The sequence below is a fragment of the Alicyclobacillus cycloheptanicus genome, assembly GCF_028751525.1.
Taxonomy (GTDB): Bacteria; Bacillota; Bacilli; order Alicyclobacillales; family Alicyclobacillaceae; genus Alicyclobacillus_L; species Alicyclobacillus_L cycloheptanicus.
This window is the reverse complement of sequence record NZ_CP067097.1, coordinates 3,451,600-3,466,559: the sequence shown is the minus strand read 5'-3', so window position 1 is coordinate 3,466,559 and position 14,960 is coordinate 3,451,600. Positions and strand designations below refer to the sequence as shown.

Here is a 14,960-nt window from a genome sequence, read left to right as displayed (position 1 = left end):
GATCCTCCTTTATTGGGAATGCGTATGTTTCGTGCGGGTTACACCTTGAGCATCTCTGCTTTGCTGGGGCAGGACGCACAGGATGGCTGCTGCAGCCAGGCACATGGGGATGGTCATCCCAATCATCAAGGCGCGTACACCGAACTGGGTTGCAATGACCCCGCCGAGTAATAGAAACGCGATACCAAGCACCTGCTGGGGCGGCCCTACGACGTTGTTGAGGCGACCCATGATGGAGACAGGTACGGTTCGCTGCTGATAAGTCGTCCAGCCCACGTTGGCACCAGAACCGAAAATTCCGAGTATCACCAGTCCTGCGACGGCCGTCCAGAAATTGTGTGCAAAGGCATAGCAGGCGTACCCCGCAGCACTGAGCAAGCCGCCGATGCCGATGAGGTGGTAGGTTCGCACGCGTTTGGCGAAGAACGTCAGGAGAACCGAACCTGACACAAACCCTACCCCTGCGGCTGTCACCATCATGCCATATCCGAACTGACCGAGGTGCAGCGCCTTCTGTGCGAATACGACCTCCTGCGAGTCTGCGGTCAGCGCGAACACCGTCAAAAGGACACGGAAGACATAGACCGTGAGAAACACGCGATGCTCATACAAAAAAGCGGCTGCTTCCCGAAAGTCTGACCGAATCACGCGCCACGAGAGTTTGTGCTTGGTGGAGGCAGCGGCATCACGCTGGTTGTGTCCGACACTCGGCAGCAGGAAAAAACTCATGGCCGACCCCAGGAAGCTCAAAGCATCCAGCCATAGCGGGACAGACGCATGGTTGTGCAGCAGCAACGCGCCGGCGATGGCTGGACCGGTCAGAAATGCGCTGTACTGGAGTGTGCTGGTGATCGAATTGACACGTTTTTGGCTTGACGCTGGAATCAAGGCTGTCTGATACGGCAGAAACGCGTTCTGGAAACACGTGCTGAACGCCCCAAGCAAAAACAGGTCCGCGTAGATCGCGCCAAGCTGTGTCAGCAAGGGCAGGACGCCAAGCAGGACGGCCCGACATCCCTCGATGGCGGCTAACTGGCCGCGCAATGGCACGCGGTCCGTGACGCTCCCTGCCCACGGCCCCACCACGAGCGCTGCGACTCGTGCGACCACCCATATCCCTGCAACAGCGGCCGCAGTATGCGTGCGCTCTAGGATGAACACGTTGATGGCGACTAGGTAGATAAAATCGCCGATGCTGGAGATCCCGATGCCGGACACTAAAATCGGGATCGCCCATCGCTGGTTCACGGTTCGCGGCAACAATCACTCGCCCTCCGTCCAGTCGTCCGCCAGCATGCTGTACACGACGTGATCGACGAAATGGTCACGAATCCACTCCGCCTGGCGGCAGACCCCCTCCTGGCAGAAGCCGAGTCGTTCTGGAATGGCTCGGCTTTTGTGGTTCTCTACGGCCGCTCTGATTTCGACGCGATGGAGACCATAGCCGCGAAATGCGATGTCGACCATCGCCTTGCAGGCGGTGGTCATGATGCCTTTGCCGCGGAATCCCTCCCCCAGCCAATAGCCGATGGACGTGGAACGGTTTGCCCAGCTTATTGCGTGAAACCCAATGGTGCCTGCCAGCGCACCGTCATAGAGAATGCCCGCCTGAAATCCCTGGTGATTGGCAAACTGCTGCAATGCGGACTGGATGAAACGCTTCGAATCCTCGGCTGTCTGTGTCACGTCCACCCAGGGCAGCCATTCTCGCAGACTGTGCCGGGACGTGTCGGTCAATTGAAACAATTCATCTGCATCCTGCACATCCAGGAGTTTAAGCTGGATGTGCGTGTTGACCGGATGAAAGAACATCTCATTCATCCCTTCGCTGAATTCAAAAAGGTCATTTGCTTCTGTAGACTTCTGCTTTACCAGCAAGAAATCCTACGTGGTACCGAGTGTATTCGACAAGTTGCGAGGCTCCGTTCAATTTGGGTACAGTGAGGACGTCAGTTCATCACTGGATTCTATTCGATGGAGGTCATTTCGATGGCGACAATGAAGGCAGTGCAAATTCCGGAGCGAAATGGGCGGCTGGAAGTTGTCGAACGAGACATTCCTGTGCCGGCGCCCGGACAGGTGCGGCTGCGGGTGGAAGCATGCGGTGTTTGCCACGGTGAAGTCGTGGCGTTGGAGGGGCATCACCCACACATGCAGTACCCGCGGATTCCGGGACACGAAGTCATCGGTGTGATTGACTTGCTGGGTGACGGCGTCACCGGCTGGACCGTGGGTGAGCGAGTGGGCGTGGGCTGGAACGGCGGGCACAACCAGGTTACCGGACTCACCATGGATGGCGGTTACGCACAGTACATGGTCGCGTACGCGGAAGGGCTGGCGCGTGTGCCGGAAGGACTCTCTGCTGTGGAAGCCGCTCCGCTCATGTGTGCAGGAGTCACGACCTTTGGTGCGTTGAAGCACAGCACTGCGCGGGCGGGCGATTTGGTCGTCATTCAGGGCATCGGCGGTCTCGGTCACCTCGCCATTCAGTTTGCGCGCAAGGCCGGCTTTCACACGGTCGCTGTGTCGAGGGGCAGTCAGAAGCGCGAATTGGCGCTGAAGCTTGGCGCGCATCGCTACATTGACACCGAATCTGAAAATGCGGCCGAGGTGCTCCAGCAAATGGGGGGTGCCAAGGTGATTCTTGCCACGGCGCCGAACGGACAAGCAATTGCGCAGTTATTCAACGGCCTGGGCAGCAACGGTGAGATGATTGTGGTCGCAGGGTCCGGTGATGCGATGCCGCTTTCGCCAGTGCAGCTGCTGAACGGGAGGCGGACAGTTCGCGGCTGGACTGCTGGACAAGCGAAGGATTCTGAAGAAACGATTCGCTTCAGTGTGTTGGCGGACATCCGGCCGATGATTGAGACCTTCCCGCTCGAAAAGGCGCAGGAAGCGTTCGACAAGATGATGAAGGCAGACGTCCGTTTTCGCGCAGTGCTGACGATGTAAGCACATGGACAGGTCTGCCTGCTTACGATGAATTCAGGATACAGTCCCGACGCAGGGGAGGCGATTTCGGTTGCCTCCCCTGCGTCACCAACGAATCGAGCGGACCATGGCGTCAGCGGCACTCTTCCGGGTCGCGCGTATGCCGGCGCTTCCGGTACAGGGAGAACCCCGCGCTGACGGCGACCATGAGGAGGATGGCGGCGATCATCAGATCCCGCTGCAGGCCCCCGTGCGCGCGCTGCCACGCTGCCCCGAAGAATCGGCCTTCGAGGAGGTAGATGGCACACCAGACCCCTGCGCTGATGGCGTTCAGTACGGTGAAGGTGACAAATGGCATGCGCTGCATGCCTGCAAAGAAGGGAAGCAGGACGCGCACGCCGGAGATGAATTTCCCCAACAGGATGTAGACGGCCCGGCGCCGGTGAAACGCCCCCTCCACTTTCCCCAGTCTTGCTGCTGTGACCCCGACATAGCGGCCGTATCGTTCAAGAATGGGCCGCCCCACCCGCCCGCCGATGCCATACGCCAGGGTCGACCCTGTCAGGTGACCCAGCAGTGCCGAGGCGTACAAGGGTGCGAACCGGAACTCTCCTGCATACCAGGCGACACCACACAAGGTGAGCGTTGTCTCCGCTGGAAAGGGCGCTCCGAGCATCTCGGTCAAAAAGACCAAAAATACGCCGACGTAACCGAAGTGATGAAGCAGTTCAGCGGCCATGACTCGTGTCCAGGGCAGCCGCCCTTGCTGCCACCCATGCGGCGAGTGAAGGGTCGCCCTGCAGCACCGGCGTGATCGATTGGAGCGCCGCCTCATTGTGGACCGTGCGCACGCGCTGCTGAAAGACGCGCAGGACGTCTGGCTGAAGCGAAGGCTGCGCATAGCGACTGGCGACAGCCAGTGCGTATAAGTCGAAGTGCTGATAAGCCGTTTTCGACACGGGCAGCACTTTGTAGATGTCCGTGCTGCCGACCCGGCTGAAGTCCGGAGAATGTTTATACACCGTTGGAATCGACACGCGTTTGTAGCGCGTTCCATTCGGGTAGTTGTCCATCCCCACGACCAGGTAGGGATGGGTCATCCAGATGTAGTCCACCGTGTCAAATTCGTTGTACTGCAGGAGCCAGGCAAACGCTTGTGCGCTGTGCACCTGCCCAAGTGTGGAGACGAATTGCGCGCGATCGCCGTACCGGGCACTGGGGTTCGCGTAGTTCGGGTTTTCGTCGATGAACAGGTCGAACGGCGCAAAGTCGATGTCGTCGGTTTGGTCGGTCAGAAATACCTTCCCGTTGACGTTTCCGACGGCGGCAAGTTCCTTTACGCTGCCTGGCGGTTTTGTATGCGTCAGCGCCGTTTCGTAGTACTTGGACGTTCCGGTCGGCTGACTTTGACCGGTGATGGTTTCGACGTACACTTGTCCTTGCGCAAGGATGACCACGCAGGCCGCGAACAGCCACAGTCGGTTCGCGTAAGGGATGACCCGTTTCATCTGCAAGAGCCGCTCGATGGCCAACACGGCCCCGACCAGGAGCAGAGAATCGTTGAGCAGCCATGCTTTCATGTGCAGGTTCGGCGAACCAAACAGAATCCCCACAAATCCGACCAGGTACCACACAAAGCACGCCAGCGTGAGTTCGAACAGGACACGGCTCGTCTTCGACCGAGTGTAGTGAACCAGAAGATACAGAAATCCGGCAAGTTCTGCGGCTGTCAAGATGTCCATGGTGTTCAACTGGTCGAAGAAGTGAATCGACATCATGCTGAGACTGAGCCACCGGTTTTGGAAGTTCTGATAGCCAACGGTGACCGCATCGACCAGGAGCGGAACCCAGTAATAGGCGCTGAGGATGAACACCAGCATGAGCATCCGAAGTTTGTGCCACAACCCATTCCCGAACGGAGATTCAACCGCGGCGTGTGAGCCTGCGCTCGAGCGCTGCATCCAGTGCAATATCGACGAGACGATAATGGCACAGACAATGAGAAAGAACCAATAATAGTACGTTTGAAAAATGATCGCGCCGGTAATCCCACCCGCGATGAGGCTAAACGTCTTCGCCCTTCGTGTCGCCCACATGGCGGGGATAGCACGTTCTCCAAAGTACAGCCACCACGGGACGATGAGCACCGCGGTTGAAAATTCGTACGTTTTGTAGAGGAATTCCGACGGGAATCCAAGGAACAGCAGAAACGTCAAGCACAGCGCGGGTCGTTTGCCAATCAATCGGGACCAGACATGGTAGGTGATGGCGGGAAGGAACAGGGCGGCGGCCAAAAAACCGAGCTTGACCATGTGATAAGGCGCGATATGAGCCAGCCAAGCCACCTTGCCGAGCACATAAAAGTACAAAGGCGGGTAATACGCTGGGAGATGCGCGTAACTGAAATCACTCCAAGCCCAACCATAACGGTACTTGGTGATGGCGGCCAGCAGGTAGTGCTGGTCTCCCATGTAACTATTGAGCCCAAAGGGCGTACCGTGGAACAAGACGGTCAGCAAGGCGGTCAGGGTCAGGCAAAACAAATAGACGGCGATGGGTTCACGCCGCCTCTTGATGGGTTCGTAAGGCAATCGGTACAATACAATCAGAAACCCTGCCATCAGCAACAGGATGATTCGTGTGAGATCGGCAACGTACATGCGTTCGCTATCCTTCCTGCGATTCAGCGCTCTGTCATGTGGCGCACTTTGCGCTGCAACTGCGATGATGCGGCCACTGCTACCATTATATAGATTTCTTGAATCGCAGGAAAGGCTGCCCAGTCTTAAGCAGCGTAGCTTCTGGCCAACGACTGCACGGTGTAGACGTAGGCAGATGAGTGATCATACAAGTACAGTGCAGCTTCCGGGTTGTTGCGGTAGCCGTCGGCAGCCAGCATATGGGCGCAGGTGTAGATGGCATCGTCCACATTGTTGATATCCGGCGGACCACTGTGCCCTGGCGCAGAGACGGCGTACTCGCGAAAGGTGCTCGGCATGAACTGCATGGGCCCTTCGGCCCCGGCCGGGCTCACCACGGGTCCCGTGGCGAAATTCGTTTCGGTCCTGTGAATGGCTGCCAACACGGTCCACGGGATGCCGTATCGTGCGCCTGCCTGTTGATACACCGGAATCAGGTGTTCCGGAATCCCTGTATGATAAGCCAGCGTATGTACAGAGGACGAAACGGTGTTGGCCGAGCGTCTCACGAGGCTCGTGGAACGCCGGAAGGCCGCCGCTTGGATTGGGTACGCACCTTGAACTTTGAGTTTTTCGCCGGGGAAAATGAGTGACGACGAAAGACGGTTCAATTGCATGATGTGCTGGACGGTGGTATGACGCTGCTGGGCGATGCCCCACAAGGTGTCCCCGCTGTGGACAACCACGACGGAGGCTTTCGAAACGTGCTTGGCTTTGACCGAATTGGACAGGCGAACCTTCCGTTTGGCTTGGGTTGCGGTTGGAATCCATAAAGTTTGGTCGACGACAATCATGTCTGAGGTCAAGTGATTGGATTGTTTCAATTGTTTCACAGAGGTGTGGTACTGATGTGCAAGGCCCCACAGCGTATTTCCTTTGTGCACGACGATGTCCGTATCCGCGTGAAGCTCGGAGAAATTGGCCAGAGAGAGGACAAACGTTAACAAAACAGCGCACACCAAATAGAGCCAACGACGGGTTACAATCATGCAGCGCTCTCCTTTTCCTTGCGCCTACGAGGTTAGTTGACGGGTTAGGGCTGAAAAGGTAGCCCAGGACAGTACGTCCTTCACCCCAGGAATAAAGCATCCCCCGTTCTGTCGATTCGGCGCTTGTGCGTTTTGCCGCCGGGATGGCAAGCCATGATCATTCTACGTAGACTTGCTCCCGGTTTATGCTACTTTCGTTGGAAAAGTATACGGGGAGGCCCTGGACGAAGGGTGTCGATTGATGAATTTGAAATGTGAAGCATTTGTGACAACTCGACTTTCCTCAGGTGTCTTTTGTCAGTGCGACGCAGGATTTTGTCGAACCGAACCAAGCGAAGCTGCGTACGATTCAGTACAATTGCCCATTTTGCAGACGCCGTTGGTGAAAAAAACCTTTACGTTTTCCTCGGAAAGCCGTACAATGCTCAATATCTGAGTGAAAACACCAATACCCTATCGGTTTAATTGAAATTATGGAATGGAAATCAGGCGTGAATTGAAATTAGGCGGTGGCATGTTGACATCTATGGTTTTTGCTTGGGCAGTTGCGCTGTTTTTCGCAATGAATATTGGTGCCAGCGGCACGGCCTCCTCGATGGGCGCCGCGTACGGCGGCGGGGCCATCAAGCGTGCGTGGGCTGCTCTGGTGTTGGTCGGCGTGGCTGTGTTTCTTGGTGCGGTTCTTGGCGGCGGCCCGGTCGTCAAGACCTTAAGCCAGGGGCTCATCTCGCCCAGCGTGATCAACATCCATGTCGCCATCATCATTCTGGCCGCAGCATGCGTAACGCTCTTCTCCGCCAACCTGCTTGGCATCCCGTTGTCGACCAGTGAGGTCACCGTGGGCGCGGTCCTCGGCGTCGGCATCGCCTATCACTCGATTCACGTGTGGCGGGTGCTGTTCATCGCCGGTGTGTGGATCGCGATGCCCTTCCTCGCCTTTGTCATTGCCTACGTGGTGGGAAAGTTCGTATTGCGCGCCGAAAACCGGCTGAAGCTCGAAACGCGGCCGGCCTGGATGCGGACCTTGTTCACCCTGTTTCTGATTGGTGCGGGCTGCTATGAAGCGTTCTCGGCAGGGATGAACAACGTCGCGAATGCAGTGGGTCCGTTGGTTGGGGCAAAGCTGGTGAGTGTGCACACCGGCATCTGGTGGGGGGCGTTATTTGTTGCGCTTGGCGCTGTGGTGCTTGGGCGCCGCGTGCTGGAGACGAACGCGAAGCGCATCACGGACCTCTCCCTGATGCAAGGCAGTCTGGTCTCGCTGACCAGCGGGACGTTGGTGTTCGTCTCGTCCCTGTATGGACTGCCGGTGCCGCTGACACAGGCTACGACGATGGCGATTTTCGGTATTGGCGTGTCAAAGCGCGGTTCCTCCCTGTGGCAGCAAGGCATCGTCAAGCGGATTTTGAAAATCTGGATTGTGTCTCCAGTGTCGGCCCTGGTGGTGTCGTACACGATGATTGAGATTTTCATGAGTACGGACCTCTATGCGCTGATCATCGTGTTGAGTGCTGTGGTGATGTCGGTGGGTTATCTGAGCTACTTCCGGCAGCGCGGCCAAAAGGACGCAGAGCGGCAGGAATCCGCCCGCATTGATGTGGTCAGCATGACATCCACTTCTGTGCCGACAGGGCCGTTCACCGGAAAAAACGGAAACGGTGATGACCCTGTGGCATAAAGGCTGCCGCGTAAAGGCTGAAGACGGCGAGCCACGCACGCGCTCACTCTGCGTGCAGGTTCATGCAGCGTTCGCATTCGAACAGGATGGATTCGTGCTGCTCGTCAATCTCGGCGCCGCACACAACGCACTCCTTGGCTTCTTGAAAGTTGTTGACTGAGTATTCTGTTGTTTCTTCCCGATAGAAATCCATTTGCAATCCCTCCGTGAACGTTTTCTACATTGTATTATAACAGAACGGTTTTGTGAACCGATTGTTATAGTACATCGTGAAAAGTTCACGGGTTTTCTATTTAATGGATGACCGGCGCAGAAAGGCATCGTAGTCCTCTGGCGTATCGATGTCCTGCAGCGGCGGCGCGTCCACGTCCAGCCAGGTCGTTTCCGCCAGGTGACGGCGGAGGATGTCGCGTCCCCCCTGGTCCCCCTCAATTTGTGTCAATTCGGGGAAAAGTGCCTGTGCGAACAGCACGGGGTGTCCGGGCGTGCCGCGGTAGCGGGTGCGCACGATGTGCGTCTGGTGGCGCAGGTAAAGGCGCATCACATCTTCCACCACGCGCGCCGACAACTCCGGCTGGTCACCCAGGACGACAACGGCGCACTCGGCTTGCAGCGACTGCAAATGCTGGATGCCTGCGCGTAAGGAGGATGCCATGCCGGTGTGTGCCTGGTCGTTCCAGACGCGGTCCACCTTCTCGGAGCCAAGTGCGGATGATACCGATCGTTCCACCGCCGGCTGCGCCGGGTCATACACGACACACACCTTGCTCGAGGCGGCGCGGCTGGCGTGCAGGACGGTGTTCATCACACGCACAATGAGGGGGCTTCCGGTTTCATCCGGCAGCAACAGCTTCGGCTTCCCCATTCGACGCGACTGACCTGCGGCCAGCACCAAAATCCACGGCTGCGGCGTGTCCATGTGCTTCGTCTCCTCCTGCATGTCTTGACCCCTCCCCGCTTTGCGCGGCAGCACGGGTCGTCCAAGGCCCATCCTGCCACGCTCGGTCGGCCGGAAGTCTCTTGCCTTCGCGAGGGTAACACAGAAGCGAAAGACACTGCAACCGTCGATCCGGCTTTACCGAACGGGTCGGTGGCGGTGCGTGTTCTGCAGCGTGCGCCAAAACGCCTCTAGACCGCCCCAACTGTTGACGGCAATGATGTCATCCGCCGCTTCGCGCAAACGGCTGGCACCCCGGGCGAGCGGCGCAAAGCCCGGCTGCGCGGCAGCGGGATTGAGCCAAATCAAGCGGTGCGCCAAGCGGCGCAGCCGCACTAAATTCGTCTGAAGCCGTTCTGGGTCGCCCGTGTCCAGGCCGTCCGATGCAATCAGCAGGATGGCACCCTGCCGCAGCCGCTGTTTGGCCTCGCTTTGAAAGAACGCCTGCAGCGCGTCGTCGAGCCGGGTCCCGCCGGAGAAGTCCGGTGTTCGGGCTGCGACTTCTGACAGGGCCTGGTCGGGGTCGCGCAGGCGCAGCGCCTGGGTGATGCGCGTCAGCCGTGTACTGAAGACGTAGGTCTCCACAGAGATGCCCCGCTTCATCAGTGCGTACGCAAACCGGAGCAGCAAGCGGCTGTACGGGTCCATCGAGCCGCTCACGTCACACAACAGAACCACTGGGCGCTCCCGGTGGCGCCGGCTGAGCCGCGGCAGCGTCAGCGCATCGCGATCGCGTACAGAATTTCGCACCACCTGTGCCAGGTCAATCTCCGCACCCTGCGCCGTGCTTCGGCGCCGGCGGCTGATGTGCAACAGCGGCTGGACGGCGGCGTGCAGTTTGCCAATCTCCGCTTGCTCATCTGCCGAGAGCAAGGCGAAATCGGTCTGGCGCAGCACTTCCTCGCGGCTCGTCCCGACGGTCAGCGGAACCGCAGGGCCCTCAGGTTCCTGTGCGTCGTCATCGGGATGCGAACCCTCCATCCCGCCCAGCCACAGAATCTGCGGCCGCAGATGCGTTTGCTGCCGGAGTCTCGCCACGTTGGCCAAGAGCGTCTGGTCAGACAGCACGTGGTTCGCGGGACGCGTGAGCAGGAGGAGAAACTGGCGCCATGCGGTGTCGAACAGGCCTTGCTGCGTTCGGCTGCGAACGACCACGGCCTGAATCGCATATTTGACATCGCTGTGGCGCACGACGCCAATCCGCTGGACGGCGGTGAAAACGGCTGCCTCGTCGTCTGCGTCCACCTGGAACCCGAGCCGCCGCAGGCCGCGCAGGAACGCGACCAGATTGGGCAGCAGCGGGAGAGGGTCGAGCGCGCCGTCCGACGCGTCTGCGCGAGGGTCAACGGGGGTCATCTCGCGTCTCCCCGCATTCCTGCCTCCGCTGCCACCCCGGCTTCCGCCATCAGCCTGTGCAGCATGGGCGCGTCTCCCTGCCGCGCGGGCTGCGTCAGCATCATCAGGTCGTCGCGGTACTTGAGCAGGCACCCCAGGGTCTCTTCGATGCGCGCGGCGGTGAGCCGCCGGGTCTGCAGCGCGTCGAGGGCCTGCGCCCAGTAGATGGTCTCCGCCACCCCAGGCACCTTGAACAGCGTCTCCTGCCGCAGCCGTGCGACGAAGGCGCAGATTTGGCCCGCCAGCGCCGCGTCGACGCCGGGCACCTTGTGCCGGACGATTTCGCACTCCTTGGCGAAGCTCGGGTAGTCGAGCCAGGCGTAGAGGCATCGGCGTTTGAGCGCGTCGTGGACCTCGCGTGTACGGTTGGAGGTGAGCACCACCACCGGGATCTCGGCGGCCTGCACGGTGCCCCACTCCGGAATCGTCACCTGGTACTCCGCGAGCAGTTCGAGCAGGAACGCCTCGAAGGCTTCATCGCTGCGGTCCACTTCGTCAATCAGCAGCACCGGCGCCGGGCCTTCCGGGCGTACGGCCTGCAGGAGCGGACGCGGCAGCAGAAACCGGGGGCTGAACAACTCCGCCTCGAGTTGGTGTGTCCACCCGGTCGTCCCCTGGGCATCGAACGGTGCTTCGGGACCGCTGCCCGTTGAGGCGGCCGCAGTGGCCGCGTCAGCTCTGCTCGTGCGGCGCGCAGGTTCAGGCGGCGCTGTCTGCCCCACCCGGGCTGCTTCCGCCAGCCGAATGTGCATCAGCTGCCGGGCGTAGTTCCACTCATAGAGCGCGCTCTGACGGTCAATCCCTTCGTAACACTGCAGGCGAATGAGCGGACGCCCCAAGGCTTTCGCCAGCACCTTGGCGACTTCCGTCTTCCCCACGCCGGGCTCTCCTTCCAGAAACACGGGCCGCTCCAGGGACAGTCCGAGATAGAGCGTCGTGGACAAGGCGCGATCGGCAAAATAGGATTGTTCCGCCAGTGCAGATTCGAGCTCGTCGATGTCCTGGAATGGGTTTTTCAGTCTGCGTTCTCCTTTCCTGTCCGCCCGAGGGCGATTGTGCCCTGCAGAGCCTGCTGACAGGCGCCGCCAGGGCACAACCCTCCAGCCCTCCGGCCGGGTCTTACTTGTGGAAGACGCGCCGCAGCGCGCGGGCGACATACACCTGACACAGGTGCCGGCGGTATTCCTCGGAGGCAAACAGGTCGCCCGAGATGTCGCCTTCGTCCGCGGCATGGGAAGCGGCGGCCCGAATGGCGTCCTCCGTCGGCCGCTGCCCAAGGAGGGCCGCTTCCACCGACGTCGCGCGGTATACGACATCTGCAGCGCCTGTCACTGCGACGCGCACGGACGACACCGCGCCGCTGTCGTCGACTGCGCCCAAGGCGGCGACGCCGACCACCGCGTAGCCGGACGCGGGATGGGGGTACTTTTCGTACACGCTGACCGTGCCGCTGGGCGGGATGGTGAACGACACCTGCGTAATCAGTCCGTTCTCCGGCAGCGCGGTCAACAGCGGCCCGAGGAAGTAGTCACTGGCCGCGATGGTGTCCTCTCCCGACAGCGTCGTCACATGCAGCATCGCGTCGTACAACAGCGCAATGGCCGACAAGTCTGACGCCGGGTCGGCGTGGGCCAGGTTGCCGCCGAGGGTGCCGCGGTTGCGCACCTGCAGGTCACCAATTTGTCCGGCAGCCTCGGCCAAGGCGGGCAGCGTCTCGCGGATGAGCCGGTCGGACGCCAGTCTCGCGTGCGTGGTCAGCGCACCAATCGTGAGGGTGTCGCCGTCGCGCTGGATGCCGTGGAGTTCGGCCAGGCCGGAGAGGTCGACGAGCTTCGCAGGGTTCGCGAGCCGCATTTTCATCAGCGGCAGCAGGCTGTGCCCGCCGGCCAGCAGCTTCGCGTCCTCTGTACCGGCGAGCTGCCGAAGGGCGTCCTGCACCGATGCGGCTCGTTCATAGGCGAATGCGGCTGGAATCATTGAGCATCCCCCCTTTGCTGCATGGCGCGCCACACCCGCTCTGGGGTGAGTGGCATCTGGATGTCCCGGACGCCGAACGGCCGCAGCGCGTCCATCACGGCGTTGACCACCGTCGGGGTGGCCGCGATGGTGCCCGTTTCGCCAATGCCTTTGACGCCGAGCGGGTTGTGCGGAGACGGCGTTTCCGTGAACGAGGTTTCAAAATTCGGGAAGAACCGTGCCTTCGGCATGGCGTAGTCCATGAACGAGCCCGTGACGAGCTGGCCGTCCTCGTCGTACACAGCGCCTTCATACAACGCCTGTCCGACGCCCTGCACAATGCCGCCGTGGACCTGTCCTTCCGCAATCATTGGGTTGATGACCCGTCCGCAGTCGTCCACCGCGATGTACCGCTTGATGGCGACTTCACCCGTCTCGCCGTCGACTTCGACGACGCACAGGTGCGTCCCAAACGAGTAGGTGAAGTTGGTGGGGTCGTAAAAGGCTTGCCCTTCCAGTGCGGGCTCAACCCCTGCCGGAAGGTTCCAGGCCAGGTACGCCTGCAAGGTGACATCCTGGAAACTTGCCGTTTTGGACGGCATGCCCTTGACGCGGAACTGTCCTTCCGTAAATTCGATGTCCTCCGGCGCCGCCTCGAGCATATGGGCCGCAATCTTTTTCGCCTTTTCAATCACCCGGTCCGCTGCCACCGCCAGCGCACTGCCGCCGACCGGCGTTGTCCGTGAGCCGTACGTCCCCCACCCCATGGCGATGCGCGCTGTGTCGCCGTGGACCACTTCTACGTCTTCGACGGGAACGTGCAGTTTGTCCGCGACAATTTGGGCGAAGGTGGTCTCTTCTCCCTGTCCGTGCGGAGAGGCGCCGGTGTACACTGTCACTTTGCCCGTCGGGTGCACCCGTACCGTCGAACTCTCCCAGAGTCCCCCCTGGAACCCGACGGCGCCGGCCACCTGCGACGGCCCCAGACCGCAGATTTCAACGTACGTCGTACAGCCAATTCCGAGGTATTTTCCCTGCGCCCGCAGCTTCCGCTGTTCCTCGCGCAGATTGGGGTAGTCTGCGGCATCCAGCGCACGCCGCAGCGCCAATTGGTAGTTGCCGCTGTCGTACGTCAGTCCCATCGGGTTGTCGTAGGGAAACGCGTCGGCTGGCACCAGATTTTTTTCACGGACCGCCACCGGGTCCATGCCGATTTCGGCCGCAAACAGGTCCACCATCCGTTCCAGCAAATACGTCGCTTCCGGGCGGCCCGCACCGCGGTAGGCGTCCGTCGGCGTGGTATTGGTGAAGACCCCGTACACGTCCGCCCCCGCGTAGGGGATTTTGTAAGGCCCCGGCACAATCAGTCCAAACAGGATGGTCGGCACGCCAGGCCCGGCGGTCGACAGGTACGCCCCCATGTTCGCGATGGCCCGGACACGAATCGCCGTAATCGTGCCGTCCCGGGTGCCGGCGATTTCCACATCTTCGATTTGATCACGCCCGTGGGTCGTGGCCAGGAAGTGCTCGCTGCGGTCCTCGCTCCATTTCACGGGCCGTCCCAGCGCGCGCGCCGCATATCCCACCAGGGCTTCGTCCGGATAGCAGGGAATCTTCGCGCCGAACCCGCCGCCCACATCCGTCGACACGATGCGGAGTTTGTGTTCGGGAATGCCGAGGACGCCCGACAAGATGAAGCGGTGGATGTGCGGGTTTTGCGACGTGATCCACATCGTCATCTCGCCCGTGCTTGGGTTGTAGTTCGCCACCGTGGCCCGCATCTCCATGGGGTTGGGCACCAAGCGCTGGTTGTGGAACCGCTGGCGCACGACCACTTCCGCCTGTTCGAACACCTCGTCGGTCGCGTTCCCCGCCTTCCAGTGAAATGCGATGTTGCGCGGGGCGTCGTCGTGCAGGAGGGGTGCGTCGTCGGCCATGGCCGCCTCCTGATTGACCACGGCAGGCAAGGGTTCGTAGGACACCTTGATGAGGTCGACTGCGTCACGGGCTGTGTAGCGGCTTTCCGCCACAACCAGCGCGACCCCGTCGCCGACGTAGCGGACTTTGTCGACGGCCAGCGCGGGATGGGCGGTGGTCTTGATGTCCGAGTCAGGCGGCAGCCACGCGGTGGGGATGAGCCCCAGTTTGCCATCGAGATCGCGCCCGGTGAACACCGCGACGACGCCGGGGAGCTGGCGCGCTGCCTCCGCGTCGATGTGTGTGATTTTCGCGTGGGCGTAAGGACTGCGGAGAATGGATGCGTAGAGCATGCCCGGGAGTTGGATGTCGTCCGTGTATTGGCCCCTGCCCGTAATGAATCTGGGGTCTTCGCGTCGTTTTACGCGATTGCCCATGCCAAGCACCGTCGCCATGGC

At 60.6% G+C, this 14,960-nt stretch carries 13 protein-coding genes and 1 riboswitch; of the genes, 2 read left to right on the top strand and 11 right to left on the bottom strand.

What is annotated here, in order from left to right; genetic code table 11:
- Positions 1–9 precede the first annotated feature (9 nt).
- Positions 10–1,263, bottom strand: a complete 1,254-nt coding sequence (locus JI721_RS16330) for an MFS transporter (RefSeq protein ID WP_274455914.1) — start codon at positions 1,261–1,263, stop codon at positions 10–12.
- Entirely contained in the window at positions 1,264–1,812 is a 549-nt protein-coding gene (locus JI721_RS16325; RefSeq protein ID WP_274455913.1) for a GNAT family N-acetyltransferase, read from the bottom strand.
- A gap of 177 nt (positions 1,813–1,989) precedes the next feature.
- On the opposite strand from JI721_RS16325, the gene JI721_RS16320 reads away from it, so the two are divergent.
- Positions 1,990–2,952, top strand: coding sequence for an alcohol dehydrogenase (locus JI721_RS16320; RefSeq protein ID WP_274455912.1), 963 nt, complete (start codon positions 1,990–1,992; stop codon positions 2,950–2,952).
- 112 nt (positions 2,953–3,064) lie between these two features.
- Here JI721_RS16320 and JI721_RS16315 read toward each other — a convergent pair whose 3' ends face one another.
- The 3 genes from JI721_RS16315 to JI721_RS16305 all read right to left on the bottom strand — a co-directional run bounded on the left by JI721_RS16315 (position 3,065) and on the right by JI721_RS16305 (position 6,619).
- Positions 3,065–3,670: a DedA family protein gene (locus JI721_RS16315; protein ID WP_274455911.1), complete on the bottom strand. Its 606-nt coding sequence runs from the start codon at positions 3,668–3,670 to the stop codon at positions 3,065–3,067.
- Positions 3,660–5,591, bottom strand: a complete 1,932-nt coding sequence (locus JI721_RS16310; RefSeq protein WP_274455910.1) for an arabinofuranosyltransferase — start codon at positions 5,589–5,591, stop codon at positions 3,660–3,662. Before JI721_RS16310 ends, JI721_RS16315 begins: the two co-directional genes overlap by 11 nt.
- 125 nt (positions 5,592–5,716) lie before the next feature.
- Entirely contained in the window at positions 5,717–6,619 is a 903-nt protein-coding gene (locus JI721_RS16305) for a LysM peptidoglycan-binding domain-containing protein (RefSeq protein ID WP_274455909.1), read from the bottom strand.
- 6 nt (positions 6,620–6,625) lie between these two features.
- Positions 6,626–6,751: riboswitch (cyclic di-AMP (ydaO/yuaA leader) on the bottom strand.
- A gap of 382 nt (positions 6,752–7,133) precedes the next feature.
- Here JI721_RS16305 and JI721_RS16300 point away from each other — a divergent pair.
- Positions 7,134–8,297, top strand: a complete 1,164-nt coding sequence (locus JI721_RS16300) for an inorganic phosphate transporter (protein ID WP_274455907.1) — start codon at positions 7,134–7,136, stop codon at positions 8,295–8,297.
- A gap of 43 nt (positions 8,298–8,340) precedes the next feature.
- Here the strand turns inward: JI721_RS16300 and yhfH are convergent, their stop codons facing one another.
- The 6 genes from yhfH to JI721_RS16270 form a co-directional block, all read right to left on the bottom strand.
- Positions 8,341–8,490, bottom strand: a complete 150-nt coding sequence (yhfH, locus tag JI721_RS16295) for a protein YhfH (protein WP_274455906.1) — start codon at positions 8,488–8,490, stop codon at positions 8,341–8,343.
- Between the two features lie 96 nt (positions 8,491–8,586).
- A complete protein-coding gene (locus JI721_RS16290) occupies positions 8,587–9,237 on the bottom strand; it encodes a nucleotidyltransferase family protein (RefSeq protein WP_274455905.1) in 651 nt (216 codons plus the stop codon).
- Between the two features lie 135 nt (positions 9,238–9,372).
- Positions 9,373–10,590, bottom strand: coding sequence for a vWA domain-containing protein (locus JI721_RS16285; protein WP_274455904.1), 1,218 nt, complete (start codon positions 10,588–10,590; stop codon positions 9,373–9,375).
- Positions 10,587–11,723, bottom strand: a complete 1,137-nt coding sequence (locus JI721_RS16280; protein ID WP_274455903.1) for an AAA family ATPase — start codon at positions 11,721–11,723, stop codon at positions 10,587–10,589. The genes JI721_RS16285 and JI721_RS16280 overlap by 4 nt, the downstream gene beginning before the upstream one ends.
- Positions 11,724–11,748: 25 nt before the next feature.
- Positions 11,749–12,606 carry an FAD binding domain-containing protein gene (locus tag JI721_RS16275; protein ID WP_274455902.1) on the bottom strand — a complete coding sequence of 286 codons (858 nt, stop codon included), beginning with the start codon at positions 12,604–12,606 and terminating at the stop codon, positions 11,749–11,751.
- Complete coding sequence (locus tag JI721_RS16270) at positions 12,603–14,957, bottom strand: xanthine dehydrogenase family protein molybdopterin-binding subunit (protein WP_274455901.1); 2,355 nt, start codon at positions 14,955–14,957, stop codon at positions 12,603–12,605. The genes JI721_RS16275 and JI721_RS16270 overlap by 4 nt, the downstream gene beginning before the upstream one ends.
- Positions 14,958–14,960 lie beyond the last annotated feature (3 nt).

Excerpts from the sequence above, each read along its gene's own strand:
- JI721_RS16325 (WP_274455913.1), bottom strand. The coding sequence starts at position 1,812 with ATGTTCTTTCATCCGGTCAACACGCACATCCAGCTTAAACTCCTGGAT.
- JI721_RS16320 (WP_274455912.1), top strand. The coding sequence starts at position 1,990 with ATGGCGACAATGAAGGCAGTGCAAATTCCGGAGCGAAATGGGCGGCTG.
- JI721_RS16315 (WP_274455911.1), bottom strand. The coding sequence starts at position 3,670 with ATGGCCGCTGAACTGCTTCATCACTTCGGTTACGTCGGCGTATTTTTG.
- JI721_RS16310 (WP_274455910.1), bottom strand. The coding sequence starts at position 5,591 with ATGTACGTTGCCGATCTCACACGAATCATCCTGTTGCTGATGGCAGGG.
- JI721_RS16305 (WP_274455909.1), bottom strand. The coding sequence starts at position 6,619 with ATGATTGTAACCCGTCGTTGGCTCTATTTGGTGTGCGCTGTTTTGTTA.
- JI721_RS16300 (WP_274455907.1), top strand. The coding sequence starts at position 7,134 with ATGTTGACATCTATGGTTTTTGCTTGGGCAGTTGCGCTGTTTTTCGCA.
- yhfH (WP_274455906.1), bottom strand. The coding sequence starts at position 8,490 with ATGGATTTCTATCGGGAAGAAACAACAGAATACTCAGTCAACAACTTT.
- JI721_RS16290 (WP_274455905.1), bottom strand. The coding sequence starts at position 9,237 with ATGCAGGAGGAGACGAAGCACATGGACACGCCGCAGCCGTGGATTTTG.
- JI721_RS16285 (WP_274455904.1), bottom strand. The coding sequence starts at position 10,590 with ATGACCCCCGTTGACCCTCGCGCAGACGCGTCGGACGGCGCGCTCGAC.
- JI721_RS16275 (WP_274455902.1), bottom strand. The coding sequence starts at position 12,606 with ATGATTCCAGCCGCATTCGCCTATGAACGAGCCGCATCGGTGCAGGAC.
- JI721_RS16270 (WP_274455901.1), bottom strand. The coding sequence starts at position 14,957 with ATGGCGACGGTGCTTGGCATGGGCAATCGCGTAAAACGACGCGAAGAC.